At 36.7% G+C, this 23,930-nt stretch carries 22 protein-coding genes; 15 read left to right on the plus strand and 7 right to left on the minus strand.

What is annotated here, in order from left to right; all coding sequences use genetic code 11:
- Window positions 1-104: 104 nt before the first annotated feature.
- Window positions 105-323 carry a hypothetical protein gene (locus tag QNJ50_RS12430; protein WP_300635705.1) on the minus strand — a complete coding sequence of 73 codons (219 nt, stop codon included), beginning with the start codon at window positions 321-323 and terminating at the stop codon, window positions 105-107.
- Between QNJ50_RS12430 and QNJ50_RS12435 the strand changes: the two genes are divergently transcribed.
- Both QNJ50_RS12435 and QNJ50_RS12440 read left to right on the plus strand, forming a co-directional pair.
- Window positions 322-960: a ThiF family adenylyltransferase gene (locus QNJ50_RS12435; protein ID WP_300635707.1), complete on the plus strand. Its 639-nt coding sequence runs from the start codon at window positions 322-324 to the stop codon at window positions 958-960. The two genes, QNJ50_RS12430 and QNJ50_RS12435, sit on opposite strands and share 2 nt — an antisense overlap.
- A 143-nt stretch (window positions 961-1,103) precedes the next feature.
- Window positions 1,104-1,352 carry a hypothetical protein gene (locus QNJ50_RS12440; RefSeq protein WP_300635708.1) on the plus strand — a complete coding sequence of 83 codons (249 nt, stop codon included), beginning with the start codon at window positions 1,104-1,106 and terminating at the stop codon, window positions 1,350-1,352.
- A gap of 84 nt (window positions 1,353-1,436) precedes the next feature.
- Here the strand turns inward: QNJ50_RS12440 and QNJ50_RS12445 are convergent, their stop codons facing one another.
- The gene (locus QNJ50_RS12445; RefSeq protein ID WP_300635709.1) at window positions 1,437-2,072 is read right to left on the minus strand and encodes a histidine phosphatase family protein; all 636 of its coding nucleotides are present in this window, start codon (window positions 2,070-2,072) and stop codon (window positions 1,437-1,439) included.
- Between the two features lie 1,449 nt (window positions 2,073-3,521).
- Here QNJ50_RS12445 and QNJ50_RS12450 point away from each other — a divergent pair.
- Window positions 3,522-5,768, plus strand: coding sequence for a peroxidase family protein (locus tag QNJ50_RS12450; protein WP_300635711.1), 2,247 nt, complete (start codon window positions 3,522-3,524; stop codon window positions 5,766-5,768).
- A gap of 381 nt (window positions 5,769-6,149) precedes the next feature.
- Here the strand turns inward: QNJ50_RS12450 and QNJ50_RS12455 are convergent, their stop codons facing one another.
- The 5 genes from QNJ50_RS12455 to QNJ50_RS12475 all read right to left on the minus strand — a co-directional run bounded on the left by QNJ50_RS12455 (window position 6,150) and on the right by QNJ50_RS12475 (window position 11,430).
- Complete coding sequence (locus QNJ50_RS12455; protein ID WP_300635713.1) at window positions 6,150-6,938, minus strand: carbonic anhydrase; 789 nt, start codon at window positions 6,936-6,938, stop codon at window positions 6,150-6,152.
- Window positions 6,939-7,583: 645 nt separating this feature from the next.
- Window positions 7,584-7,907, minus strand: a complete 324-nt coding sequence (locus QNJ50_RS12460; RefSeq protein WP_036268939.1) for a hypothetical protein — start codon at window positions 7,905-7,907, stop codon at window positions 7,584-7,586.
- 230 nt (window positions 7,908-8,137) lie between these two features.
- Window positions 8,138-8,566 (minus strand): hypothetical protein, encoded by a 429-nt coding sequence (locus tag QNJ50_RS12465; RefSeq protein ID WP_300635718.1) that lies wholly within the window; start codon window positions 8,564-8,566, stop codon window positions 8,138-8,140.
- A 172-nt stretch (window positions 8,567-8,738) separates the two neighbouring features.
- Window positions 8,739-10,334: a nickel-dependent hydrogenase large subunit gene (locus QNJ50_RS12470; protein ID WP_300635794.1), complete on the minus strand. Its 1,596-nt coding sequence runs from the start codon at window positions 10,332-10,334 to the stop codon at window positions 8,739-8,741.
- A gap of 133 nt (window positions 10,335-10,467) precedes the next feature.
- The gene (locus QNJ50_RS12475) at window positions 10,468-11,430 is read right to left on the minus strand and encodes a hydrogenase small subunit (RefSeq protein ID WP_300635720.1); all 963 of its coding nucleotides are present in this window, start codon (window positions 11,428-11,430) and stop codon (window positions 10,468-10,470) included.
- A 926-nt stretch (window positions 11,431-12,356) separates the two neighbouring features.
- Between QNJ50_RS12475 and QNJ50_RS12480 the strand changes: the two genes are divergently transcribed.
- The 12 genes from QNJ50_RS12480 (at window position 12,357) to hypB (ending at window position 23,449) form a co-directional block, all read left to right on the plus strand.
- A complete protein-coding gene (locus tag QNJ50_RS12480) occupies window positions 12,357-13,322 on the plus strand; it encodes a hypothetical protein (protein WP_300635722.1) in 966 nt (321 codons plus the stop codon).
- Between the two features lie 307 nt (window positions 13,323-13,629).
- Window positions 13,630-13,896 carry a hypothetical protein gene (locus tag QNJ50_RS12485; RefSeq protein ID WP_300635724.1) on the plus strand — a complete coding sequence of 89 codons (267 nt, stop codon included), beginning with the start codon at window positions 13,630-13,632 and terminating at the stop codon, window positions 13,894-13,896.
- An 8-nt stretch (window positions 13,897-13,904) separates the two neighbouring features.
- A complete protein-coding gene (locus QNJ50_RS12490) occupies window positions 13,905-14,129 on the plus strand; it encodes a hypothetical protein (protein ID WP_300635726.1) in 225 nt (74 codons plus the stop codon).
- A gap of 200 nt (window positions 14,130-14,329) precedes the next feature.
- Window positions 14,330-14,818, plus strand: coding sequence for a NifU family protein (locus QNJ50_RS12495; protein WP_300635727.1), 489 nt, complete (start codon window positions 14,330-14,332; stop codon window positions 14,816-14,818).
- Between the two features lie 134 nt (window positions 14,819-14,952).
- Window positions 14,953-16,167, plus strand: a complete 1,215-nt coding sequence (locus tag QNJ50_RS12500) for a hypothetical protein (RefSeq protein WP_300635729.1) — start codon at window positions 14,953-14,955, stop codon at window positions 16,165-16,167.
- A gap of 175 nt (window positions 16,168-16,342) precedes the next feature.
- Complete coding sequence (hypF, locus tag QNJ50_RS12505) at window positions 16,343-18,757, plus strand: carbamoyltransferase HypF (RefSeq protein WP_300635731.1); 2,415 nt, start codon at window positions 16,343-16,345, stop codon at window positions 18,755-18,757.
- A gap of 23 nt (window positions 18,758-18,780) precedes the next feature.
- Window positions 18,781-19,035 (plus strand): HypC/HybG/HupF family hydrogenase formation chaperone, encoded by a 255-nt coding sequence (locus tag QNJ50_RS12510; protein WP_027845904.1) that lies wholly within the window; start codon window positions 18,781-18,783, stop codon window positions 19,033-19,035.
- A gap of 222 nt (window positions 19,036-19,257) precedes the next feature.
- The gene (gene hypD / locus QNJ50_RS12515; RefSeq protein ID WP_300635735.1) at window positions 19,258-20,403 is read left to right on the plus strand and encodes a hydrogenase formation protein HypD; all 1,146 of its coding nucleotides are present in this window, start codon (window positions 19,258-19,260) and stop codon (window positions 20,401-20,403) included.
- Between the two features lie 82 nt (window positions 20,404-20,485).
- Complete coding sequence (locus QNJ50_RS12520; protein WP_300635737.1) at window positions 20,486-20,701, plus strand: 4-oxalocrotonate tautomerase family protein; 216 nt, start codon at window positions 20,486-20,488, stop codon at window positions 20,699-20,701.
- A 358-nt stretch (window positions 20,702-21,059) separates the two neighbouring features.
- Window positions 21,060-22,163 carry a hydrogenase expression/formation protein HypE gene (gene hypE / locus QNJ50_RS12525; RefSeq protein ID WP_300635739.1) on the plus strand — a complete coding sequence of 368 codons (1,104 nt, stop codon included), beginning with the start codon at window positions 21,060-21,062 and terminating at the stop codon, window positions 22,161-22,163.
- 117 nt (window positions 22,164-22,280) lie between these two features.
- Entirely contained in the window at window positions 22,281-22,622 is a 342-nt protein-coding gene (gene hypA, locus QNJ50_RS12530; RefSeq protein WP_300635741.1) for a hydrogenase maturation nickel metallochaperone HypA, read from the plus strand.
- On the plus strand, window positions 22,613-23,449 hold the full coding sequence (gene hypB / locus QNJ50_RS12535; RefSeq protein WP_300635743.1) for a hydrogenase nickel incorporation protein HypB: 837 nt from the start codon (window positions 22,613-22,615) through the stop codon (window positions 23,447-23,449). The genes hypA and hypB overlap by 10 nt, the downstream gene beginning before the upstream one ends.
- Window positions 23,450-23,930 lie beyond the last annotated feature (481 nt).

The following is a 23,930-nucleotide window of genomic DNA, read 5'->3' on the forward strand; positions in this document are numbered from 1 at the left end:
CACACACACCAGATTGATTTGGGTGTTTATAGATTATCGTGTTTTTGTATCCCTCAACTCAAAATTGACAGACTACTAGTACTCGACCGGGGAAAGTAAAAATGTCAACAAAAATGGTTTTTCATCTCTTTTTTACCAAATTCCCAATTTCTAATCCCAAATCCCCAACTCGACACTATTTTCCAAACTCCCCACACTCCCACACTCCCACACTCCCACACTCCCACACTCCCCACACTTCCCACACCCCCCATACTTCCCACACTTCCCACACTTCCCAAACTCCCTACACTCCCCACACTTTCGCCGATCCCAATCCCCATGACTGATGCATTTTTCCATGAACAACTACATCGTACCCCTGCACTAATGGGAAAGTTAAGAGATTTTCCTGTTACTATCTGTGGTGCGGGAGCTTTGGGTGCAAACCTGACCGAAAATCTTGCTCGTTCCGGGTTTAGTAAATTGCGGGTAATTGATAAAGACAGAATTGAAGAGCGCAATCTTTCAACCCAACCCTACTATCGTTCTGATGTAGGAGCATATAAAGCCAAAATTCTTACTAACAGCTTATATCGGGCTTTGGGTATTGCAGTAGATGGACGTTCCCAGGAACTTACTCCAATCAATGTAAAACAATTATTAAATGGAAGTGCTCTTGTCATTGATTGCTTCGATAATAGTATCGCTCGTCAAATAGTCACAGATTACTGTGCTACTCATATACCTTGTCTTCACGTAGGTTTAGCAAGCGACTACGCAGAAATCATTTGGAATCAAAGCTATCGCGTACCGACATCAGCTAACGATGATGTCTGCGACTATCCCTTAGCCCGAAACTTGGTTCTTTTGACTGTCGCAGTTGCTTGTGAAGTGATTACAAGTTTTGTCAGTAGCGAACAACAGAAAAGTTTTACCGTTACCCTCACTGATTTTGCGATCAAGGCTTTTGACTTGTGAGGTTTTGACTTATGAAGCAGGAAAAATCTTCGAATAAAAGAAATTGTAGATCTACGACATATGCCATAATCTATTAAGTTTTAGTCTTAATAATTAAAATTTAGTCCTAATAATTAAGAAATTATAGAGGAAAATCAAAGGCTATGGAGGAAAATCAGCAAAAACAGCGTCGCACAGCTGCTCAAGAATTTGAAGAATCTTTAGAGCAGTTACAAAACATTCTGCAGGAAGATGAGAATACAGAAGAAGAAAATACTCATTCAATTAGCGACACTACAAATAATGGCAAAGTAACTGATAACTCCTCCGGTATTGACTTAGCAAGTTGGGAAGATGCTGTTGCTGATATAGAACAATATTTGGAAAATAAAAATAAGGATAAGAATAAGTAGATTGGTGATGAGTAATGAGTAATGAGTAACTGGTAACTTTAGCCCGTAAGGGCGTACGTGGTGTTAGCCATAAATTGATAACTGTTAACGTGACAGATGTGATGTAGATACACCATTCAACCAGATCTCTGAATTACGACATTCTAACTTGACAATTCCACAGTTAGGAATCCTTAAAGACTTGATAAAAGCTTGAAATTCTTCCATTGTTTTAGAGTTGATTTCTACAGCATTGCTAAGCATTAACCACAAAAATGCTCTGATAAATGTTTCGTGTGTAAAAACTGCAGTAAATTCTTCCTCCAATCGATATATTTTTTGCCGAAAATCTTGTACTCGCTGTATCATATCTGCGAATGACTCTGCACCGATACCATCAACATAGTTTGGATCGCACCTTTCCCAGTAAGATTCCGACATTGGAAGTCTTTCTTTTGCTGTTGTGTTATGACGTCGGTCAAGGCTAAGGTAGGTAAATTCATGTACTAACCATTCTGTTTGAGGAGTAGAAGTAAAGCGCTCAACAGTAGGTTGTGCTGTTTGCTTGGTACGAATGTAAGGCGAAGTGACAATCAAAGAAGGTGCTTGGGTAAACGCTGAAACAGCTTTTTTTGCTTGTTGGTGTCCTTTCTCTGTCAGGTTGATTAAAGCAACATCAGAAGTTGGTAAACCAGCGTTAGCTTCAGACTCTCCATGTCTAATTAACCAGATTGATATCATCGCAGGAATTCACTATTTTTATTCTTAGTTAGATTATCCCTTTAGTAGATGACTTAACTAGGAAAAAGACTACATTTACGGATATTATCCGATGATTTTTGCTACAGGATAAAAAACCCATGCATCACATCCGATCAAAATTCAGACAAATTTCTAATGAAAATTGAGATTTCAGGAAAAAACTCTATAACGTGGTAAAAGACAGTAATAGATTGAAATTAGTCAAATGCTGTAAATATTTATGATTTTCCCCTAAAGGTTTAAGTTTTATTTTGTAAATAATTCTGTAATCGAGATAAATTTTCTATTCTTTTTATGGCACTTGCATTTAGTGAATTGTCATAGATTATTTATCATAAATATATTTTATACCAATCTCAAAAAAAAACTGCTACACATCAATTATTCCAATCTGTTCCCTGTTCCCCCTTCCCTGTCTTGCTTGCACGCACCTACCTACGGTGAACAGCATTCCCACCCTCGGACGCGGCAAAGCGGAACGGGTTAGCTTCGCCGGATTACGTCTATCGGCGGCGGTCTGACCCCTGTTCCCTTTTATAAAAAAAGTGTAGCCATATTAAAGGAAATTGGTATTATTTTAAATCAGCTCAAATCTTGAAGAATATACAAAGATTAGAAACCATGTATTGAAACTATTTTATCTAGGTGTAATATATTTATTAGTGACAAGAGTAGGAATAACTAAAAAATTATACTGAATATTAATTTATCGCTTATTTTCTTGAAATGTCAGCCAATTTTTTGAAAAAGTGATCTGATGTTCAACATCAAATCTACAGAGACGTTTTCTAACTCCGTTTAAAGTTTATGAAATCTTCACGATCTTTTTTTCAGCATGCAATAAGGAAGAAATATCAACTTCCTTTAGTATTCCCAATAGCTTGAGGGAGTAAAAAATTAGTTAAAAATTATTGCTCCAATACTACTACTATTTTCATGGTGGTAAATATGGTGGTAAATATAGTCTTACAGCTTGAATTTGTGATCGCTCTGTAAATTTTTATTTATTTTAAAGACTTGAATATTTAATTCATTATCAAGTCTTTTGCTTCAAAAAAAAGATTTTTTACCTCCAAGTGATATTCTCAGCTATCGCTTAATTGATATTGAGGAAATATCCATGCTTTCTCTCGATCTAATAGCGATTGTTGAAAAAACTTTTTAAAACATAAATTCACTTAAAAGCATTAAATCAATTACTTAAATTTTCTGAAATAGTACTCATACAACTTAAATTAAAAGATAAAGGTTTGGGGCATAACGCAACCAATTACTTATACTTGCAGTAATATTTATTACAAAATACAAGATTTTGCTTCTACCAAAGCTCCATTAACTGACTGAAGAGCTTGTATAAGTTACTAAAATTTGCTTTTAAGATCGATTGTCATTTTCATTCATTTTCAATAATTTTAAAGATTTAACCCAATGCAACATCAAATCTTTTTCAATAACCCTTTCTTAAATAATGATTTTGAAGTTCAATCTTTTGATGGGACTGGAAACAATCTGCAGAACCCTGAATATGGAGTGACTGATAGTGCTCTGGTAGATATTGCACCACTTAATTATGGTGACGGTTTCTCTACTCCCACAGGAGAAGACCGTCCCAACCCACGGGAAATTAGTAACGCTATTTCTCAGCAAAATGAAGATATTTTCGATCCTAGAGGACTGACTAACTTTATTTGGGCTTGGGGACAGTTTCTTGACCACGATCTCAGCCTAACTCCTGAAGATGGAAGTAAGCCTGTTTCTATTCCAGTACCTGCAGGCGATCCTTTTTTAGACCCACAAAATACAGGTAATGTAGTTATTGAACTTAATGATTCTCAAGTCATTGAAGGTACCGGGACTGGTGACAATAATCCCAAACAATTACCCAACGTTATTACTGCTTGGATCGATGGCTCCAATGTATATGGCTCTGATGAAAAGCGTGCTGATTTCTTGCGTTCTTTTGAGGGAGGTAAACTCAAGACTAGTGAAGGTGACTTATTACGATTTAATTTACCCGCAGATAAGGGTGGTGTAGAAAATGATAATCCCACCCGCCAAGTTCCTACAGATTTATTTGTTGCAGGAGATGTCCGAGCGAATGAAAATGCCGTACTATCATCGGTTCACACCCTCTTCGTAAGAGAACATAACTGTATTGCAACAAAGCTTGAGGAAATAAATCCAGAATGGACTGACGAGCAACTATTTCAACGCGCCCGTCAAATTAATATAGCCCAAATGCAATCAATTACTTTTAATGAGTATATTCCAGCATTATTGGGTGACAATGCTTTACCTGAATACACAGGTTATAACTCCGAGGTCAACCCTGGTATTACTCGTGCATTCAGTACTGCAGCATTTCGTTTAGGTCATACTCAACTTAGTTCAAATATTGTCCGCTTAGATACTGAAGGTGAGGTTATTCCGAAAGGAAATCTCACTTTAAGTGAAGTCTTCTTTCCAGGTTCTGGAGTTCTTCAAGAAGCTGGGATCGATCCGATTCTTAGAGGTATTTCTTCTTCCCAAAGCCAACAGGTGGATAATGAAATCATTGATGATGTGCGTAACCTGTTATTTGGTATGGGTCCAAGAGGTTCTGTCAGCGCCAGGGATTTAGCAGCAATTAATATTCAACGCGGACGACTCAATGGCTTGGCTGATTACAATACAGTTAGAGAAGCCTTTGGTTTATTTCGCGTGACTAGTTTTGCAGAGATTACCTCTGACCAAGAGAAACAAAATACTTTACAAGAATTATATGGTAACGTAGATAACATCGATTTTTTTGTCGGTATGCTAGCTGAAGACTTACTACCTAATGCTAGTGTTGGCGAGAGTGTATATGCTGTCCTCAGTTACCAATTTCAAGTCTTACGAGATGGCGATCGCTTTTACTATGAAAATGTCTTCACGCCAGAAGAAATTGAAATCATAGAAAACACTCGTCTAGCGGATATCATTAAGCGAAATACCGATACAACTATCATTCAGGACAACGTTTTTTCTCTCGTTAATAAAGGTACATCTAATGATGATATTCTCAACGGTGGTTTAGGTAACGACACTATTTCCGGTTTGAGAGGCGATGACCTTATTCATGGTTATGCGGGTGAAGACAGCCTCAATGGTAATGCTGGAGATGACATTCTCAAAGGCGGAAAAGGAAACGATATTCTCAAGGGTGGTAAAGATGATGATATTCTTTACGGTAACCAGGGGGATGATAGTCTTTACGGGAATCAAGGAGACGATATTCTCAAAGGTGGTAAAGGAAACGACACCCTGAAAGGTGGTAAAGGAGATGATATCCTCAAGGGTGGAAAAGGAGACGATCTTCTTTATGGGGGTGGAGGAGACGATCGCCTTGATGGCTATTCTACAGGTGGCACAGAATATGACACTCTAGTTGGCGGAAATGGATTTGACACCTTCGTTCTGGGTGATTTTTCTGGAGCTTATTACCAGGGTGAAAGTTACGCAACTATCCAAGATTGGGATTACAAACGTGATTTTATTGAAGTCGGTGGAAATTCCGAACAATACTCTCTTGGTTTTGATAATTTAAGTGGTAGTTCTGAATCTGATACTTTGATTTACTTCCAAGATGATTTGATTGGTGTTATTGAAGATTCAACAAATGTCAACATTTTCCGAGACTTCTTTGTTATCTAAAATTTAGTTAAGTTTAAGTTGTTCGACATTTAGTTTGAAATAAGAAATCAGACTGTAAAAGCATTACAGACACGCTCATTATTAAATTTAAGTGTGCAGTCAGCTTATCAGTCTAATCTTGAATTTTAAGAAAGGATTAAAGAACTAAAAATTCTATCATCACATCTCATTTGTTATTACAAAACTTACGCACTGACAAAGCACTTAAATCCTTATTTTTAGCTAGTGGGTGCGTAAGTTCTATCTTTTTAGAGATTGATTGATAAGTTGTTTCTAGTCCATATTTGAGATTTTGTTAGTTGTGGGAATGAGTCATATGAATCTGCATAATGAATCAAATACCCATCTTTTAGGTGTTTGAGCTTGTATGATATAACTAGTTTAATTTGAACCCAATAAAAATCTACGGTTTAAATTTTGAACTGGTCTTGCATTAAGTGGAAATAATTTAGAAAATTTTTGTACTTGTGTGACCGAAACCTCAATTGGTTTTTTGTAAACAATCCAATTAACCTTTTCCGAACAAGGTGGTGTGGTCAAAGAGCCATAATATCGATAGAATTCTTTATCCGTTGGTAGCAATTCAGAAGCGTTAATTTCTACATTAGGAATTATTTGTTCTTTTCCTTTTTTCTCCGGTAAAACCTCCCAAATAGATTCTAAAGCTTTATTTGCTTTACCCTGTTTGAGAAATACACCTAATACAGCTAGAGACCCTTTTTCATTTTGGTGAACTAGATGTAGTTCCATTGGAAAATTTTGACTGTTAACTTTGTGCTCGCTGGGGTGATGAAAGTGAAATTGCACGAGCTTATAAGTTTCTCCATCTAACTTCAGTACGCTTTCTGACTGATAATTAACTTGGATTGTGTGACCGTTATTAATAATCCGTAATGGAGAGCTTTGATAATCAATTTCCAACTGGTCGAGATTAGCCTCAATAGGTGAGTTTATATCAATTGGTGATTGGGCTGTACCTAAATCACAAGAAGAAAATTCTGGTGATAATTTACCCCAGTTTTCAGGTCCTTCTTCACCGATATAACCCCAATGAGGCTTCTCTTTTTGTTTTGAAGCTACTACTAAATCACGAAAGTTCCAACCAAGGGAAATTGCTGTCACTCCAACAGCTCCGATTGACAAATCTCTTAGCAGTTTTCTTCTTTGCATATGTCTTAAGCTCCAATGTTTAGTTCTTTTGGTGCTGTGTATCGCCTACAACTTCAAATACTATTTATTCGGAAAATAACATATGAGTCTAAGAACATTTTTAAAATTCACTGAATTGTAACTGAAGGTCAAAATTGTGACTTAAGTTAAATCAGAAACATATATTTATTTCTGAAATACGGCAACTTGATCGATTTAATAATTTATGAGGGATGTTGATTGCTCATATGTACCTGAATTATTAGTATTTGACAACTTGCAAATATATACATAGTTTCTTACCTTTTGAGACCTTAAGCACAATTTAGCAAGTAGTATAAAGCACTTTACTATCAGTGTCTAAAATTTTTATATTTATTAACTTTGTAACTTTAGTTACCTTGAGTCTGTTTTGTAATATACCTCACTTGGTATCTGATGAATCAGAAATATATTGAAATGATGATATTTAAATTATACTGAGTAGGGAAATTGATAAAATTGCTAGCTAAATATATGCAGAGGCTACCTATAGGATGTGAAACATCTTTTGATGACGATTATTCTATATTGTCTATTTTCTATATGGCTTACAAGTAAATAGATAGACTTTGATTTTTATCACCCTACTCTTAAGATTTACAGATCGGAGTTCTAAAACCTATTCTAGCTAATGCTTGCTAAAAATTTATCAGTTTCTTGATGCTTGGTAAAAGTGTAAATTTCGTCTAACTTATCCAATGGTGTAATCATCACACCAACCTTAGGAGCATTTCTCAGATCTACAAGTAAAAAATACTTCCCCTTGCCTTGGTATTTTTTTGTAAGTTCACAAAGAGAAGTTTTTATGTAGTAATCTTCATCTTCTGTTACATGATGATGGAAAACTATATTGACATTATCGTCAAAATAAACTTCTCCTGAGTAAATATTCTTTCTGATATTAACAGTTATCTTAACGGGAAATATTTCTGTTTGAATTATGGGCATAGCTTTGAAATGATTCTGATAGGTCTGCACAAAAATATATTTATTGTCTGAGCATTTATTGTTTGAATGATGAATCTAAACCTTGAGCACATCTAGATTCGTAATGCACCTTCAGATAAAAACTCAGGTTTTCAAAATGGGTGTAGCTTAAGAAAATAAATTAACAAAGCTGTAACGCATTATTTTATTTGAAAAAACGTTACAACTATCAATTGAGAAATCAATCTTACTTAAGCTTTCAACTCAAGATTGTGTTCTTTAGCAATTTGAGCCAGCTTCTCAAACTGTTGTTGTGAGGCTTGCTTGATTAACTCATCAGCTTGTTGGGGGTCGTTACCTTCTGATGGAAATAAGTATTTAACATACAGCGAAATAAAATCAGCCATTGCAGCTGCTCCTGATAAACCATGTCTGTCGACAAGTTTTCCTGCAGATACTGCAGCTAAACCATCTCTGATCGGGTTATTTTTCACCTGTAAAAATTGGTCTACAAGTTGGTAGATATATTCATTTGCGGAAAGATTTTCCAATTTACTTTCATTGGGAGTAAATTCATATCCAGCTTCTTTTGCTTGTTCTAAAACACACCATTGAGTAAATTCCTGGAGTGCGACATCAGGAAGAATAGAGAGATGTTGATGTAATGCTAATTCAGACACAGGTTTATAGTTTACAGTGTAGATTTTTGAAGTGAGAATTCAGGAGTCAGAAGTCGTAGAGACGCGACAGAGCCTGCGGCGTCGGCGTTAGCCTCTGTCGCGTCTCTACAGAAGTCAGCTACAAGGAGAACTTATTTTCTGTTGGGCTCACTTGCAAGCTGGAATCAAACTATTACGCAGTACGGAAACGGGCTAACTCTTCACCTGTTTTAGCATCGTGAGCATGAACCGTACAAACCAAACAAGAATCAAAAGACCTAGCTACATGACCGACCTCCACAGGATCGGTGAGATCTTCAATTGGAGTACCAATTAATGCTTGTTCTACTGGACCGCGTACTCCTTCTGCATCGCGAGGTCCACTATTCCAAGTGCTTGGAGCCACAATCTGATAGTTATTGATTTTACCATCTTCAATATCGACCCAGTGACACAAAGAACCTCGTGCAGCTTCTGTTGCACCCCATCCCCGTCCATCTTTTTCTTGAGGCTTAATATACCAGGGATCGTTAAGACGGAACTCTTGCAAACAGCGTTCGGCTTGACGATATAACTTCACAAGTTCGTGAACTCTTGCTAATTGACGTAGGTGAATGCTAGCACCACCCATACGTTTAAAAGTATCAAGGATAAATCCATCATAATGCTGCCAAGATTCGCCGTGTTTACCACCAGCAACTAATTGACGAGCTAAAGGACCCGCTTCCAAGCGACCATAATCTTGATGTTTGACTGCAGTTGACCAAGAATATTTACCATTAAAATCTTTGGCATTATTTTGTATTGGTTTAGTTTTGCGATCGAGAGGGTAAGTATCAGCTTCTCCTTCAGAATACCAAGAGTGAACTGTATTTTCCCGAGCAAAAGAATGGTGCATCGGTACATGGGTGTCACTAGAAGCTTCATACACTCCACTTTTCATTATCATGGCAGCATTACGTCCCTCAATACTGGGATTTTGATACTTTGCCTCGTGGGGTAGATATCCCCAAGTAACGTACTTACCTACACCGGCACCATATCTATCTAAACCTATATCTAAGCCCATCCGCCAATAGAAACCTAAGTCGGAATTACGGTGGCTGAGATTTTCATCTAACCATACCATAAAATCCTCATAAGTTTGAATTTCTTCATAACGTTCTAAAGAACATCCCAACCATACAGGCTCTAACCAGCTAGTGCGGAAATATTCTAGAATTGATAGGGCACGGGTAACATCGGTTAAAGTAGGGGCACACATTACACCCCCTGGTACCATATAACTAGAGTGGGGCCATTGTCCGCCAAAAAGGGCATAAATTTCTACAGGTTTGGCAGAAATAGTAATACCTTTTTCGTAGGAGGTGCCACTAAAAGCAGCAAATCGCTCACAAGCTTCTGTATAGAAAATACTATTTTGATACTTTTTGTTAGTTAAGTCTGTAGCAAAAATACCATAAAAATAACGCGGTATACTTTGTAGAGTTTCAACTATTTGACCCAGATTTCTAGCTAAAATAGCATTACGTGGAACTTCTGTTTGCCAAGCAACATCCAATGCCCAAGAGGCACTCGTAAGATGGGATGCTCCGCAAATACCGCATATTCTGGGAGTAACAATTAAGCCTGCTTGTGGATCTTTGCCACGTAAAATAACTTCAAATCCGCGAAATAGTTCCGCATGGGTCCAAGCATTTACTACATGACCATCTTCAACTTCTACTCTGACATCTAAATCGCCCTCTACTCTCCCGAGGGGCGAAATATCTAAAGTTTGAATTTCCATTCTCCTCTCCTTTTGGCGACTGGGGATAGCACTGTGTGCCGCCTTGCGGCATATAGCGACTGGGGATTGGCGACTGGGGACTTGCAATTGGGGACTGTTTACTCCTAATCGCTTATCGCCTATCCCCAATCCCTTAGACAGTAAAAAAGTCTTCTTCTGCCCAACCTGGTGCGACATCTTTTGATACGATGCTGAGCAATACATAGTCGATTTTGTTGACCCCAGGAGGTGATTCCTTAGGAACACCCATAACAGTTTGGGTTTTAAATACTGTTCCTGGCTTGAGGTCATAAAATGGAAATTCAGGTTCCGTACAACCCAAACAGGGCATTCCAACCCGAGTTTTGGAAGAGACGCGGTTCCACAAAATCCGATTACAAGAAGAATGGGTCATGGGTCCACGACAACCCAAGTCATAAAATAAGCATCCTTTACGCTGACCAAATTCAGCCGCAGATGCTTTATAAGCAAAGTGAATATTGCGGGTACAACCTGTTTGGGTAAAACTTTTGAAAAAGGTTTGAGGACGATTTAGCTCATCAAAAGTGATATCTCCAATTCTACCTGTGGCGATCGCAACCAATATCTGCGTAATCCAATCGGGGTGAGCGGGACAACCAGGGATATTAATTACCGGTACTCCTGACTTGCTGCGAAATTCTTCCCCTAACAAACCACCCTGTTTACGTTTGAGAAACTGTAATCCTTGAGATTCGCTAGGATTAGGTTCCATCGCCGGAATTCCACCCCAAGTTGCACAGTCTCCCACCGCTACAACGTAGTTAGCCACTTGAGCTAAATCCGCTAACCAACTTTTCATTGGACGGTTTGCAAAACGGTTCCATTCACCGGTTCCATTTGGGGCGTTAACAACCGAACCTTCAAATACAAGAACATCAAGAGAAACTCTACCAGAAATGCAATCCCACAACAATCTTTGTACATTGTCACCCAACTCAGTACCTAAAGAAGGGTGCCACAATACATTAATGCCGAAATCAGTTACCAGATCGCAAACCGTAGGTTCTTCTGCGTTGAGAAATGACATGGTGTTACCCGAACAGGCTCCACCTTGCAGCCATAATAAATTAGTCATTAGTGGTCTTTTGTTACAGACTTATAACAGTTAATAGTTAACAGTTAACTGTGCACTCACTACTTAATTTTCTGCACTTGATAATTCAATATTAATTGCTGAGACTTTATTTTTCATCTCAAGTATTTTTGAGCAAATTGTTCACTGTTTACATTATTTTTGGATGATGTGTGAATTGTTCTCATGTAGGGAAATATTAACAGCAAAGAGAACAAGTTAGACACAAATTTTACAGATTTTTTGGCTGTAAATTTTAATAATTTTTGTTGAATTTGGTTTTATGTTATTTTATTACTTTTCTTTTAGTAAAAGTAAAATATCACGAGCAAACAAAAATCTTAAAACTGGGTTAATTATTTTTAATAAAATCTCACAATCCATATAATATGAGAAAAAAGATATTGAGATTGAAAAGACTTGAGTTACCAAATATCATATTCCGAACCTAAAACCTAAAATCTTAAATCTCAAATTCCAAATCTCAAGTTCCAAATCTCAAGTTCCAAAATCTCAACATGAAAATTTGGAATTGTTAATTAAATTTTCAGGAATGGTACTTACTAAAAAATTAAGTATCACAAATTACTTTTTGTAATCTCAAATAATTATGTATTGTTTTGATTTTAATTTACGCTGCATCAGTTTTAAATTAAACATCAAAAAATATATAGTTACCTAGGTTAAGGTTATATGGGGAATTTAATAAAGATTAGAGTTTGTTTTAATTCCTGATTTTCTAATACCAAGGTTGAATTAGAACTATTGGTTGTTTTAGATAAAAAAGCTACTCATTTATAGAATTCATGACGCTATACAGCAACAAATTTTTGGGTTAGGAAAATTTTTCTCTCTTCCCTGTTCCCTGTTTCCTGTTCCCTTTACATAAACTTAGTGCTATTTATTCACCTGCGTCGAGGAAATTGGTAATGATCCCCAGTATGACAGATTCAGCTGTTAAAGCAGCGATGAAAGCTATTACCGAAACTTCAGCAACTACACCAGAAAAAATTGAGATGCTGATTGAAATTGCACAGGGTGTACTTAAAAAGCCCAAAACTGCTGATGATGTATGGAATGCAGTCGCACTATATGATAAAGCTGATGAACTATGTCAAGGGGAACATCCTCTTCTAAAAGCTCGGGCTAAACTAGGTAAAGCCAATGCTTTAAGGACAATTCCAGATAATGGGACACAATTACTGTTACAAGCTAAAACCAATTACCAAGAGGCTTTACCAGTTTTACAAGAGTTAGCTTCACCTCCAGAATTAGCAGAAGCACAAATGAATTTGGGTTTGGTATTGCAGTCACTTATACCGTTTAAATTAGCTCAAGTTACGGAATGCATCCAAATTTATCAACAAGCTTTGCGAATCTTCACCTATCAACAGTACCCACAGGAATACGCTATTTTGCATAATAATATTGCGATCGCATATCTTTCCATGTCCACAGGTTCGCAACAACAATATTTATATGAAGGTTTAGCGGTACAGTCATTTGAAACTGCATTGAAGCACATTAACTTGATCGAACACCCGAAAGAATATGCAATGTTGCAAAATAATCTGGGTAATGCACTGCAATATTTACCATCTTCCCATCCCTTCAAGAATAATTTGCGGGCTGTTACTGCTTACGATGAAGCATTAAAAATTCGTAATGCTCAAGATACACCTTTAGAATATGCGAATACAATTGCGAATAAAGCTAATGCTCTAATTAACTTACCAGACAATCTAGAAAAACCAGAGTCAGGAAATAGTAGGAATCTCCAAAAAGCAATTAATTATTATCAACAAGCATTTGACATTTTTATTAAAAATAAACAAGATGAGCAGGCACAAGTTGTTAGTCAAGCATTACAAGAATTAGGTGTTGCTAAGGAGTAAAAAGTAAGAAGTAAAAAGTAAAAAGTAAGAAGTAAGTAATAAGTCATAAGTAATGAGTAAAAATAATGAGTAATTGGTACAGATAAGAGTTTTAAATACTAATTATATATAATGTTTTAGTTTTTCTCTGTGTAACTCCTATAAGTAAATATCTCTAGTACCGGTGCGCGGAAGTCATTAGGGCAAGCGTGTCCGTAGGACATAAGTAAAAAGTCTTATAGTATCTAGCTTCTCGACTTTATAAATGGTTGCTTTATTTCCGCCGACTTGCACTAGTTTGTAGTTGCTATTAAAAAAGAGGAGAAATATGTCTGAAATTTTGGCTAACCCAACAGTACAAGAATTATTGACAAATTTAGCTGCTGGTGAAATAAATTTAGCTACAGGATTAGTGTGGTTAATATTGGCAGCACTTGTATCTTTAACTGGTGGTGCTATTGGGGGAATGATTTTAGCCGGAAAAGATTTGGGCTATAAATTCTCCGCTATTCTTGGTGGAATATTTGGTACTGCTAGCGTAATTCCCGCAACAATTGTAGGTTTATTTGTTCTCAATTTCTTAGCTGATTTATAGGAGGATTTATGTTAGAGATCGGCTGGTTTTCTACCAAGTTATTTTTTAAAGGCAAAATGCTAAGAGATCCAATCTACTTTTTCCAACAGATTGGAATTGGTTTTAGTATTTCCCTGTTATTACTAATGTGGTTGTCCCAAACTTCAATTCCTTTTTGGGGTACGATCGCAATATCTAGTTTTATCCCTGGGACTATGATGCCATTTTTACTTAAAGATTTCAAAATTAAGTAATTATTAGTAATTATCTAGGTCTTGGGTACTGGGGATTAGGGATTGGATGTTGGGAATTGGACATTACACATCAAACAAATAGTCCTTTCCAGATATAAAACATTTTCTACGGGTAACTCATTACCTTTCCCGATTCAAAAGCACGGGTTTTCTCTTCTTCCCAAAATATTTCTGATGAATTTTTATCATACCGAACAAAAATGAATGATACTGAATTGGAACCTGCAAGCATTGATGAATTGGTAAAGGAAATCAATCGCTTTGAAACTATCATTTCTGAATGGGATGAAAGCCAACGGTGTGTGGTTGTTGGCATACAAAGGGCTATTGAAGACTTACATAAAGAAGCATTGACGCGATTGATTAAGAATATCAAACAAGAATCAATGCCAGCTTTACGTCAGGCTGTTGAAGATGAAGTAGTCTATGGAGTGTTGCTATACCACGGACTCGTTAAATCTCCCTTACAGCTACGGGTTCAGACAGCCCTCGATCGAGTGCGACCACGCTTACAAAGCCATTATGGTGATGTAGAATTGGTTTCGATCAAATCACCAGATACAGTTGAAGTCAGATTGACTGGAACTTGTAGTCATTGTTCTGCTTCTGAGTTAACCCTATCCCAACTTGTTGAGGAATCCATCCAAGACCACTGTCCCGAAATCAAACAGGTTATTGCTGTTCGATAAAGAAACAACTTAAATCTCATTCTCCCTCCATCGCAAGATTTAAGTTTTAAGGTTTTTACTATTCCTCCTTTGTAAGGAGGATTTTCCAACCCTCAAAAATTTCACAGTTAATTTAGCTAGTTGATTTATTTCCTATGCCCGATTCCCCATGTCCTACACCTATTTCCCATACTTCTCTAATGTCACCTCAAGGTGCGGCAGTTATTTTAGGACATAGTATTAAAGCAGGGGAATTAGCTATTCCGATCGCACCAAGCAAAATAAATATGTTTGGACCTCGAGGAGCTTGTTTAATATCGGAAAATGGTCCTTTGTGGATCGCAGATACAGGACATCATCGTCTATTGGGATGGCGAAATATTCCGGTTACCGATTATCAACCGGCTGATTGGGTAATCGGACAACCAGATTTTTACTGTGAGGGACAAAATGCTAAAGGTAGAACAGGAAGAGCAACTTTTAGTGTTCCCACAGGTATATGTAAATTTGGAGAAGGTTTAGCAGTCGCCGATGCTTGGAATCACAGAGTTTTGATTTGGAAAAACTTACCGGAAGATAATAATGTTCCAGCGGATCTAGTTTTAGGTCAGGCTAATTTTAATGATAACCAGGCTAACCGAGGTCAAAAAGATGCTGCTGCCAATACCTTAAATTGGTGTTATGGTGTTTTTTCCATTCGCAATCAATTGTTTGTCGCCGATACTGGGAATCGACGGGTATTAATTTGGCATCAGTTACCCGAAGAAAATGGTCAACCTGCAGACTTAGTCTTAGGACAACCTGATATGATTTCTCACAATGAGAATGGTGGCGATCGCCCTTCAGCATCAAGTATGCGCTGGTGTCATGATATTACCCTATGGGGAGAACATCTGGTTGTAACTGATGCAGGCAATAATCGCGTTATGATCTGGGAAGGAATACCAATAGCAAACAATACTCCTTGCAAAGTAGTTTTGGGACAAAAAAACTTTACTGTTGTCGAAATGAACCAAGGAGTTTATTTTCCTAATGCTAGTAGTTTAAGTATGCCCTATGGAGTTGCTGCAATTCAGAATCAAACTCAAACTAAAACTCAAAATAAAAACCAAGATTGGTTATTAGTTGCAGATACGGCAAATTCTCGATTATTAGCTTGGGAAAAACCTTTATCAATAGAATCTTTACACGGGAAAACAGCCGATATTGTGATCGGACAAAACAACTTTCAAAGCAAAGGAGAAAATCGAGATTATGGATTACCAACCAGAGATAGTCTTAATTGGTCTTACGGAATCAGTACCTGTGGCAAAACAGTAGTAATCAGCGACTCGGGAAACAACCGGATTTTATTATGGAAAACAACTTAAACCCAACATTATTTAATTTATATAGGCACATGTAGGGTGCCGTTAGCGACAGCGTAACGCACCATCAAACGCACCATCATGATTATAAGATTTTGAATTATAAGATTTTAGATTACAAGATTTTGGATTATAAAACTTTGAATTATAAAACTTTGGAAATAACAAAACCAAATAGATGCCTATAGAAGAAATTAGAATTAGCGGTACAGTTCAAGGAGTAGGTTTTCGTCCTACTGTCTATCGTCTTGCTAAAGCTTGTGAATTAAAAGGAAATGTTTGCAACGATGGTGAAGGAGTCTTAATTCAAGCATACGGTAGTAAAACATCTATAGAAAAATTTATCCATAGGTTGTATGCAGAATGTCCACCCTTAGCAAAAATTGATCAACTCAAACGAACTCCCTATCAAGGAAAATTTGACTACGATGATTTTGTCATTTCTGACAGCATTACTACAAAAGTCAAAACAGAAATAGCTCCTGACGCAGCAACTTGTCCCCAATGTCAAAAAGAAATTTTCGATCCACTTAGCCGTTACTATCGTTACCCTTTTACCAACTGTACTAATTGTGGTCCGCGTTTAAGTATTATTCGTGCTATACCCTATGACCGCTGTAACACGAGCATGAAACTCTTTTCTATGTGTTCGCAATGCAAGCAAGAGTATAACGACGTGACAAACCGTCGATTTCACGCCCAACCTGTTGCTTGTTATACTTGTGGTCCTCAAGTCTGGTTAGAGCGCGCTGACGGTAAACCCATTACAGCAGCTATGTTTTCCATGGTAGATGACATTGATGCTGTTTGTACTCTATTGCAAAAAGGTGAAATAGTAGCAATTAAAGGCTTGGGTGGATTTCATCTTGCTTGTGATGCGACTAATGAAGCTGTGGTGCAAAAACTACGCGATCGCAAACAACGCTTTCGTAAGCCTTTTGCTTTAATGGCAAGAGATATAACAATAATTGAAAAATACTGTATTCTCAATCCTAAAGAACGAGAATTACTTGAAAGTCCTGCAGCACCGATCGTATTGTTAGGTATCAGGGAATGGGAATTGGGGAATGGTGATAGAGAAATTATTAGCCAAGAAAAGTTTCCTGCGATCGCTAAATCTGTCGCACCAGGTCAAAAGACTTTGGGTTTTATGTTACCTTATACGCCCTTACATCACTTAATATTGCGACGGATGGAGCGTCCAATTGTTTTAACTAGCGGTAATATTTCTGATGAACCACAATGTATTGATAATAATGAAGCAAAAACCAAATTAAATAAAATTGCTGATTATTTTCTCTTCCATAACCGAGATATTCTCAATCGCGTAGATGACTCAGTTGTTCGAGTTGTTAATGATAATCCAAAGGAAATTACACAAAGTAAAAGACTTTTAACTCTGCGTCGGGCTAGAGGATATGCACCAGCACCACTTAATTTACCACCTGGATTTGAAAAAGTAGTGCCAGTTCTCGGTATGGGTGGAGAGTTAAAAAATACTTTTTGTTTGTTACAAAATGGACGAGCGGTTTTATCCCAATATTTAGGCGATTTAGAAAATGCTGCCACATTTCGAGCCTATCAAGAAACATTAAATTTATATTTAAATTTATTTGAACATCACCCCAAAATCATAGCTATAGATAAACATCCGGAATATCTTTCCAGCAAACTGGGAAAAGAACTAGCAATTGCAAATCAAATAAAATTAGAAAATATCCAACACCATCACGCTCATATTGCTGCTTGTATGGCAGAAAATAATATCCCTTTGGATACTTCTCCGATTTTAGGTATTGCTTTAGATGGTTTAGGTTACGGCGAAGATGGAACTATTTGGGGTGGAGAATTCTTATTAGCAGATTATCGCCAATTTACCCGCCTTGCAACCTTTAAACCTGTAGCAATGATTGGTGGGGAAAAAGCAATTTATCAACCTTGGCGTAATACCTATGCTCATTTAACATCTGATTTTAACTGGCAAGAAATCCAACAAAAATATAGCAACTTAGAAATTATCAATTTTCTAGAATCAAAACCATTACCTTTACTCAATCAATTACAACAAAAACAAATTAATTCTCCCCTAGCCTCATCAGTAGGACGCTTATTTGATGCGGTTGCAGCAGCTATCGGTATTTGCCCAGAAGAATGTAGCTATGAAGGACAAGCTGCAATAGAAATGGAAGCATTAATTAACAATAGAAATTTAGAGAATTGTGAAAAAAATCAAACTTATCCTTTCCAAATTAAAAACTTAGATAAAATTTACTATATGGATCCACATCCCATGTGGGAAGCCTTACTAAATGACCTCCAATCTCATGTAGGTCAACAAATGATTGCGACAAAATTTCATTTGAGTTTAGCGATCGCTATTACACAAATCGTTGATTTACTCCGCCAAAAGTATCCTATAGATCGAGTTGTACTCACAGGAGGAGTATTTCAAAACAAAATTTTGTTACAACAAACAATCAGATATCTTAGTTCGTTAGGAATAAAAATATTAACTCATAGTTTGATTCCACCAAATGATAGTAACTTGTCTTTAGGACAAACAGTAATTTCAGCAGCAAGAAATGTTAAATAAAAAAGTTAACGGGGAACAGAAAAATGTGCTTAGGAATTCCCGGTCAAATTATAGAAATTAATGACACCAACGATAAATTAGCAACTGTCAGCATCGGTGGAGTCAAACGCCAAATTAACATTGCTTGCATCGTAGATGAAGAACATCCTCCTCAATCCTGTGTAGGGGAATGGGTGTTAGTTCATGTTGGTTTTGCAATGAATCGTATTAACGAAAAAGAAGCAGCAGAAACATTAGAGCTATTGGAAGAAATGGCGGAATTAATGGTTGATTATTGAGGAGGTCATGGGTAATTGGTAATTGGTAACAAGTAATAAGTAATAAGTAATAAGTAATAAGTAATGAGTAATGTTAGCGCAGCGGGGCGCGATAGCGCACAGTGATGAGTAATGAGTGATGAATTAATTTTTCTGACTTCTGACTCCTGCTCGCCGTAGGCGCGGTCTGTTCTGACTTCTAACTCCTGACTTCTAACTCCTGACTTCTGACTCCTAATAAATATGAAATATGTTGATGAATTTCGCGACAATTATAAATGTGAAGCCTTATTGTGGCAAATAGGAAAACTATCTCACATGATAGGTAGACCCCTAAAAATTATGGAAGTCTGTGGGGGTCACACTCATTCGATTTTTAAATATGGAATTGAGGAGATTTTACCAAATACAATTGAATTAATTCACGGTCCTGGTTGTCCGGTATGTGTAATGCCAAAAGGTAGATTAGATGATGTGATTTCTATTGCTGAAAATTCTAATGTTATCTTAACAACTTTTGGCGATGCCATGCGAGTACCTGGTTCTAAAGATAGTTTGCTACAAGCGAGAGCAAAGGGTGCAGATATTCGTATGGTTTACTCACCTTTAGATTGTTTGCAAATTGCTCAAGATAATCCCGAGAAAGAAGTAGTATTTTTCTGCATTGGTTTTGAAACTACTGCTCCTAGTACAGCTTTAACTATTTTGCAAGCAGCAGCGGAAAAGATTTCAAATTTTAGTATGTTTTGCAATCACGTACTTGTGATTCCTGCACTTAAAGCATTGCTAAATAATCCCGATTTACAACTCGATGGTTTTATTGGACCCGGTCATGTGAGTATGGTTATAGGAACTCAACCATATGAATTTATTTCCCAGGAATATCACAAACCAGTTGTAGTTTCCGGTTTTGAACCTGTAGACATCCTTCAATCTATTTGGATGTTATTATGGCAATTTTTAGAAAAACGTTGTGAAGTTGAAAATCAATATAATCGCCTAGTAACAGAAACTGGGAATCATCAAGCTTTAGAAGCAATTAATCGAGTATTTGAAATTCGAGAAACTTTTGAATGGCGAGGTTTGGGCGAAATTCCTCATTCTGGATTAAAAATTCGTTCCGAATATGCTCAATTCGACGCCGAAAAAAAATTTACTATTCCCTATTTTACTGTTGCTGACCATAAAGCTTGTCAATGTGGAGAAATTCTTAAGGGGGTGTTAAAACCCTGGGAATGTAAAGTTTTTGGAACTGCTTGTACTCCAGAAAATCCAATTGGTGCTTGCATGGTTTCTTCTGAGGGTGCTTGTGCAGCTTATTACAAATATGGGCGATTATCTCAAATCCGTAATGCCGAACGCTCTATTCCTGAAAAATTAATCAAATAAAATAAATTACGACAAATTCAAATTAAAAATCCCTGGGAAACCTTCCTCCTTATCTTAATAAAACTATATTTGAGGATTTATTATGCCATTTGTTACAGTTCAAATTGCCAAAGGTCACTCCATTGAAAAGAAACGAGAATTAGCAAAAGCAATTACTGACACTTTGGTCGCGACTATGGGTACAAAGCCTGAATGGGTAACCGTTCATATTGATGAGTTTGAACGGGATAATTGGGCTGTTGGTGGTACGCTCCACTCAGATAAACACAAAGGTAGACACATTGAAAAAGGTATTTGATTGAAAAAGGTGTTTAGTTGAAGAAGATATTTAAAAATAGTTAAAATCTTAACTGTTAAATATTTTTAATTTGAGGTGCGTTAGTTTATAAATTAATGTACCTTGAAAACCTAAAATGATGGCAAATGCAACTACGGGCTGCGAACTTAAAGGATATTGAATTTATTCTTAAGCAAGAAAACCGAGATGAATTCATATGATTAATTAGTACTGATGTCAATGCTATAAGATGAGTATTTTCAAATTTACAAATGACAAAATGACTCATAGATTATAAATGTTAAAAATCAAAGTTATAACAAAATCAAATCATTCCTATTAAGTTGTTTTATTATGTATTTAATATCAGAAAATTAATATGAAAATAACTTCACATGGTTCATCACATCATTCGTTATTTCAAAACATAGAAAAAGTCCGACGTCGTCGAGGTAAAGTAAGCGAGCATAACATCACCCTCGCACATGGTAGTGGTGGGAAAGCCATGCGAGATTTAATTGATGATATTTTTGTTGATACTTTTGATAATCCGATTCTTTCCCAGTTAGAAGACCAAGCAAGCTTTAATCTGGCGGGTTTAATGGAATATGGAGATAAACTTGCTTTTACCACTGATTCCTATGTTGTAGATCCTTTATTTTTCCCTGGCTCTGATATTGGGGAGTTAGCGATTAATGGAACTGTTAATGATTTAGCTGTTAGTGGTGCTAAACCTTTATATCTTACTTGTAGCGTCATTTTAGAAGAAGGATTTTCTGTAGAAACTTTACGACGTGTAGCCGCAAGTATGAAAACTGCGGCAAAAAAAGCAGATGTGCAAATAGTTACTGGTGATACTAAAGTTGTCCACCGTGGTGCGGCAGATAAATTATTTATCAATACCACCGGAATTGGGATCATTCGTTCCGGAGTTTGTATATCTGCCAACAACATTCAACCTGGAGATGCGGTAATTATTAATGGTGAATTAGGAAATCATGGTGCTGCTATTTTAATTGCCCGTGGGGAATTAGCTCTAGAAACTGATATTGAAAGTGACTGTCAACCACTACATGATTTAGTCAAAACAATCCTTGATATTTGTCCCGAAATTCGTGCAATGCGGGATGCTACTCGGGGTGGTTTAGCAACAGTTGTAAACGAATTTGCTTTGAGCTCTAATGTGGGGATTCGCTTAAAGGAAGAATGTATTCCCATACGTGAAGAAGTCAAAGGTGTTTGCGAAATTCTTGGTTTAGACCCCTTGTATCTAGCAAATGAAGGCAAATTAGTAGTAGTTGTCGGATCTGAAAATGCCGAAACTGTTTTAGCTGCAATGCACTCTCATCCCTTCGGGAAAAATGCTCGGATTATTGGCGAAGTCATTCCCTCACCGACCGGTGTAGTCCTATTACAAACCAGTTTCGGTAGCGATCGCATACTAGATATGCTTGTCGGCGAACAACTACCGAGAATTTGTTAATTGGTAATTGGTAATGAATGGGTAATGAATAATGAGAATTACTTAATAATTCCCAATTATTGCCTGCCTACGTATGATGCTGTCGCCTCACGCTAACGCCAATCCCAACCCTCAATCATGCACGAACTTGGAATTACTAAAAACATTGTGGCTATTGTCACAGAATATGCTCAAGGGAAAAAAGTAAATCGCGTGTTATTAGAAATTGGTCAACTTTCAGCAATTATGCCTGAATCTATACAGTTTTGCTTTGATGTTGTGTCTCAAGGTACTGTTTTAGCTTCAGCTACACTAGAAATTTTAGAAATTCCTGGTTTAGGTCACTGTTGTGAATGTGGTAAAGAATTTACTTTAGAAAAATATGTTTTTAGATGTGATTGTGGAAGCTCAAAAATAAATATAGTTACCGGTGAAGAATTAAAAATTAAAGAAATAGAAGTAGAGGAACTATGTGTATAACTTGTGGCTGTTCTGATAATGAAAATACGAAAATTACCGATCTCCACAAAGGTGAAGTAGAGACAATTCATTCTCATACTTTAAGTGATGGTACAGTCATTACCCATTCTCACAGCCACGAGTACCATGCCAAACCAGCTTCAGAAATCCATGCTCAGCAGCATGGTACAACTATATCTTTAGAAAAAAATATTCTGGCTAAGAATAATTCAATTGCAGCCCAGAATCGCAGATGGCTTAATCGCCGAGGTATCCTAGCATTAAACTTAATGAGTTCTCCCGGTGCGGGGAAAACTACCCTTTTAACTCGCACGATTAATGATTTAAAACAACACTTGAGTATTAGTGTGATTGAAGGGGATCAAGAAACCTTCAATGATGCAAAAAAAATTCAAGAGACTGGTTGTCCTGTAATACAAGTCAATACGGGAACAGGTTGTCATCTAGATGCGACAATGATACAGAAGGGTTTGCAAAAACTCCAACCGCCCAATAATTCCTTAGTGGCGATCGAAAATGTAGGGAACTTAGTTTGTCCTGCTTTATTTGATTTAGGAGAAAACTTCAAAGTTACCATACTCTCCGTAACTGAAGGAGAAGACAAACCAATCAAATATCCCCATATTTTTCGTAGCAGCCAAGTTATGATTGTTACGAAAATTGACTTAATCCCATATTTACAATTTAACCTGGAAAGTTGTATAGAATACGCACGTCAAATCAACCCAGAAATTAAAATATTTCAGTTGTCGGCATATACTGGCAATGGTTTAGAAAGTTGGTATAATTGGATAGTTAAAAATGCTACTGGTAAACTTCCAGCTTGAAAACTTGAAAACTTAAAACTTGAAAACTTAAAACTTGAAAACTTAAAACTTGAATTTTTAATTCAAGTCAAACTATATATAAATGCGATTGGAATTTAATTAATGATTTCATCGCAAATTATTTTTGCTCTGTAATATATTTCAATTTAATCTCAATTTAATTGCTACATACTAGGAGGTAAATAGATGTGCTGCAAAGCACTAAATTTACCTATCCTTCAGTTTGGTGTGTTTCATTTTAAAGATTAGACTATCGCTTAAATAATTTTAAATTAGAGTTTTAAATTAGATTTCTTGATACCTAAAATTTCTATAAACAATTCCCTATTATTTGTAAATTAATTAGGCTTATAACTGAGTTCTTAATTGCTTCTTATTCTCTTCTTTATCGCCTAACAGCGAAGTCTTATTACGAGAAGAATATAATTGCATGTGTTTGCAACGGTTGAGTTTGGTTCTTATCTGCTAACATTTTTTAGCT

It is taken from the genome of Mastigocoleus sp. MO_188.B34, from assembly GCF_030065675.1.
In the GTDB taxonomy this organism is placed as follows: domain Bacteria; phylum Cyanobacteriota; class Cyanobacteriia; order Cyanobacteriales; family Nostocaceae; genus Mastigocoleus.

Bases quoted from the DNA above. Each gene is read 5' to 3' on its own strand.
- QNJ50_RS12435 (WP_300635707.1), top strand. From the start codon at position 322: ATGACTGATGCATTTTTCCATGAACAACTACATCGTACCCCTGCACTA.
- QNJ50_RS12430 (WP_300635705.1), bottom strand. From the start codon at position 323: ATGGGGATTGGGATCGGCGAAAGTGTGGGGAGTGTAGGGAGTTTGGGA.
- QNJ50_RS12440 (WP_300635708.1), top strand. From the start codon at position 1,104: ATGGAGGAAAATCAGCAAAAACAGCGTCGCACAGCTGCTCAAGAATTT.
- QNJ50_RS12445 (WP_300635709.1), bottom strand. From the start codon at position 2,072: ATGATATCAATCTGGTTAATTAGACATGGAGAGTCTGAAGCTAACGCT.
- QNJ50_RS12450 (WP_300635711.1), top strand. From the start codon at position 3,522: ATGCAACATCAAATCTTTTTCAATAACCCTTTCTTAAATAATGATTTT.
- QNJ50_RS12455 (WP_300635713.1), bottom strand. From the start codon at position 6,938: ATGCAAAGAAGAAAACTGCTAAGAGATTTGTCAATCGGAGCTGTTGGA.
- QNJ50_RS12460 (WP_036268939.1), bottom strand. From the start codon at position 7,907: ATGCCCATAATTCAAACAGAAATATTTCCCGTTAAGATAACTGTTAAT.
- QNJ50_RS12470 (WP_300635794.1), bottom strand. From the start codon at position 10,334: ATGGAAATTCAAACTTTAGATATTTCGCCCCTCGGGAGAGTAGAGGGC.
- QNJ50_RS12475 (WP_300635720.1), bottom strand. From the start codon at position 11,430: ATGACTAATTTATTATGGCTGCAAGGTGGAGCCTGTTCGGGTAACACC.
- QNJ50_RS12480 (WP_300635722.1), top strand. From the start codon at position 12,357: ATGATCCCCAGTATGACAGATTCAGCTGTTAAAGCAGCGATGAAAGCT.
- QNJ50_RS12485 (WP_300635724.1), top strand. From the start codon at position 13,630: ATGTCTGAAATTTTGGCTAACCCAACAGTACAAGAATTATTGACAAAT.
- QNJ50_RS12490 (WP_300635726.1), top strand. From the start codon at position 13,905: ATGTTAGAGATCGGCTGGTTTTCTACCAAGTTATTTTTTAAAGGCAAA.
- QNJ50_RS12495 (WP_300635727.1), top strand. From the start codon at position 14,330: ATGAATGATACTGAATTGGAACCTGCAAGCATTGATGAATTGGTAAAG.
- QNJ50_RS12500 (WP_300635729.1), top strand. From the start codon at position 14,953: ATGCCCGATTCCCCATGTCCTACACCTATTTCCCATACTTCTCTAATG.
- hypF (WP_300635731.1), top strand. From the start codon at position 16,343: ATGCCTATAGAAGAAATTAGAATTAGCGGTACAGTTCAAGGAGTAGGT.
- QNJ50_RS12510 (WP_027845904.1), top strand. From the start codon at position 18,781: ATGTGCTTAGGAATTCCCGGTCAAATTATAGAAATTAATGACACCAAC.
- hypD (WP_300635735.1), top strand. From the start codon at position 19,258: ATGAAATATGTTGATGAATTTCGCGACAATTATAAATGTGAAGCCTTA.
- QNJ50_RS12520 (WP_300635737.1), top strand. From the start codon at position 20,486: ATGCCATTTGTTACAGTTCAAATTGCCAAAGGTCACTCCATTGAAAAG.
- hypE (WP_300635739.1), top strand. From the start codon at position 21,060: ATGAAAATAACTTCACATGGTTCATCACATCATTCGTTATTTCAAAAC.
- hypA (WP_300635741.1), top strand. From the start codon at position 22,281: ATGCACGAACTTGGAATTACTAAAAACATTGTGGCTATTGTCACAGAA.
- hypB (WP_300635743.1), top strand. From the start codon at position 22,613: ATGTGTATAACTTGTGGCTGTTCTGATAATGAAAATACGAAAATTACC.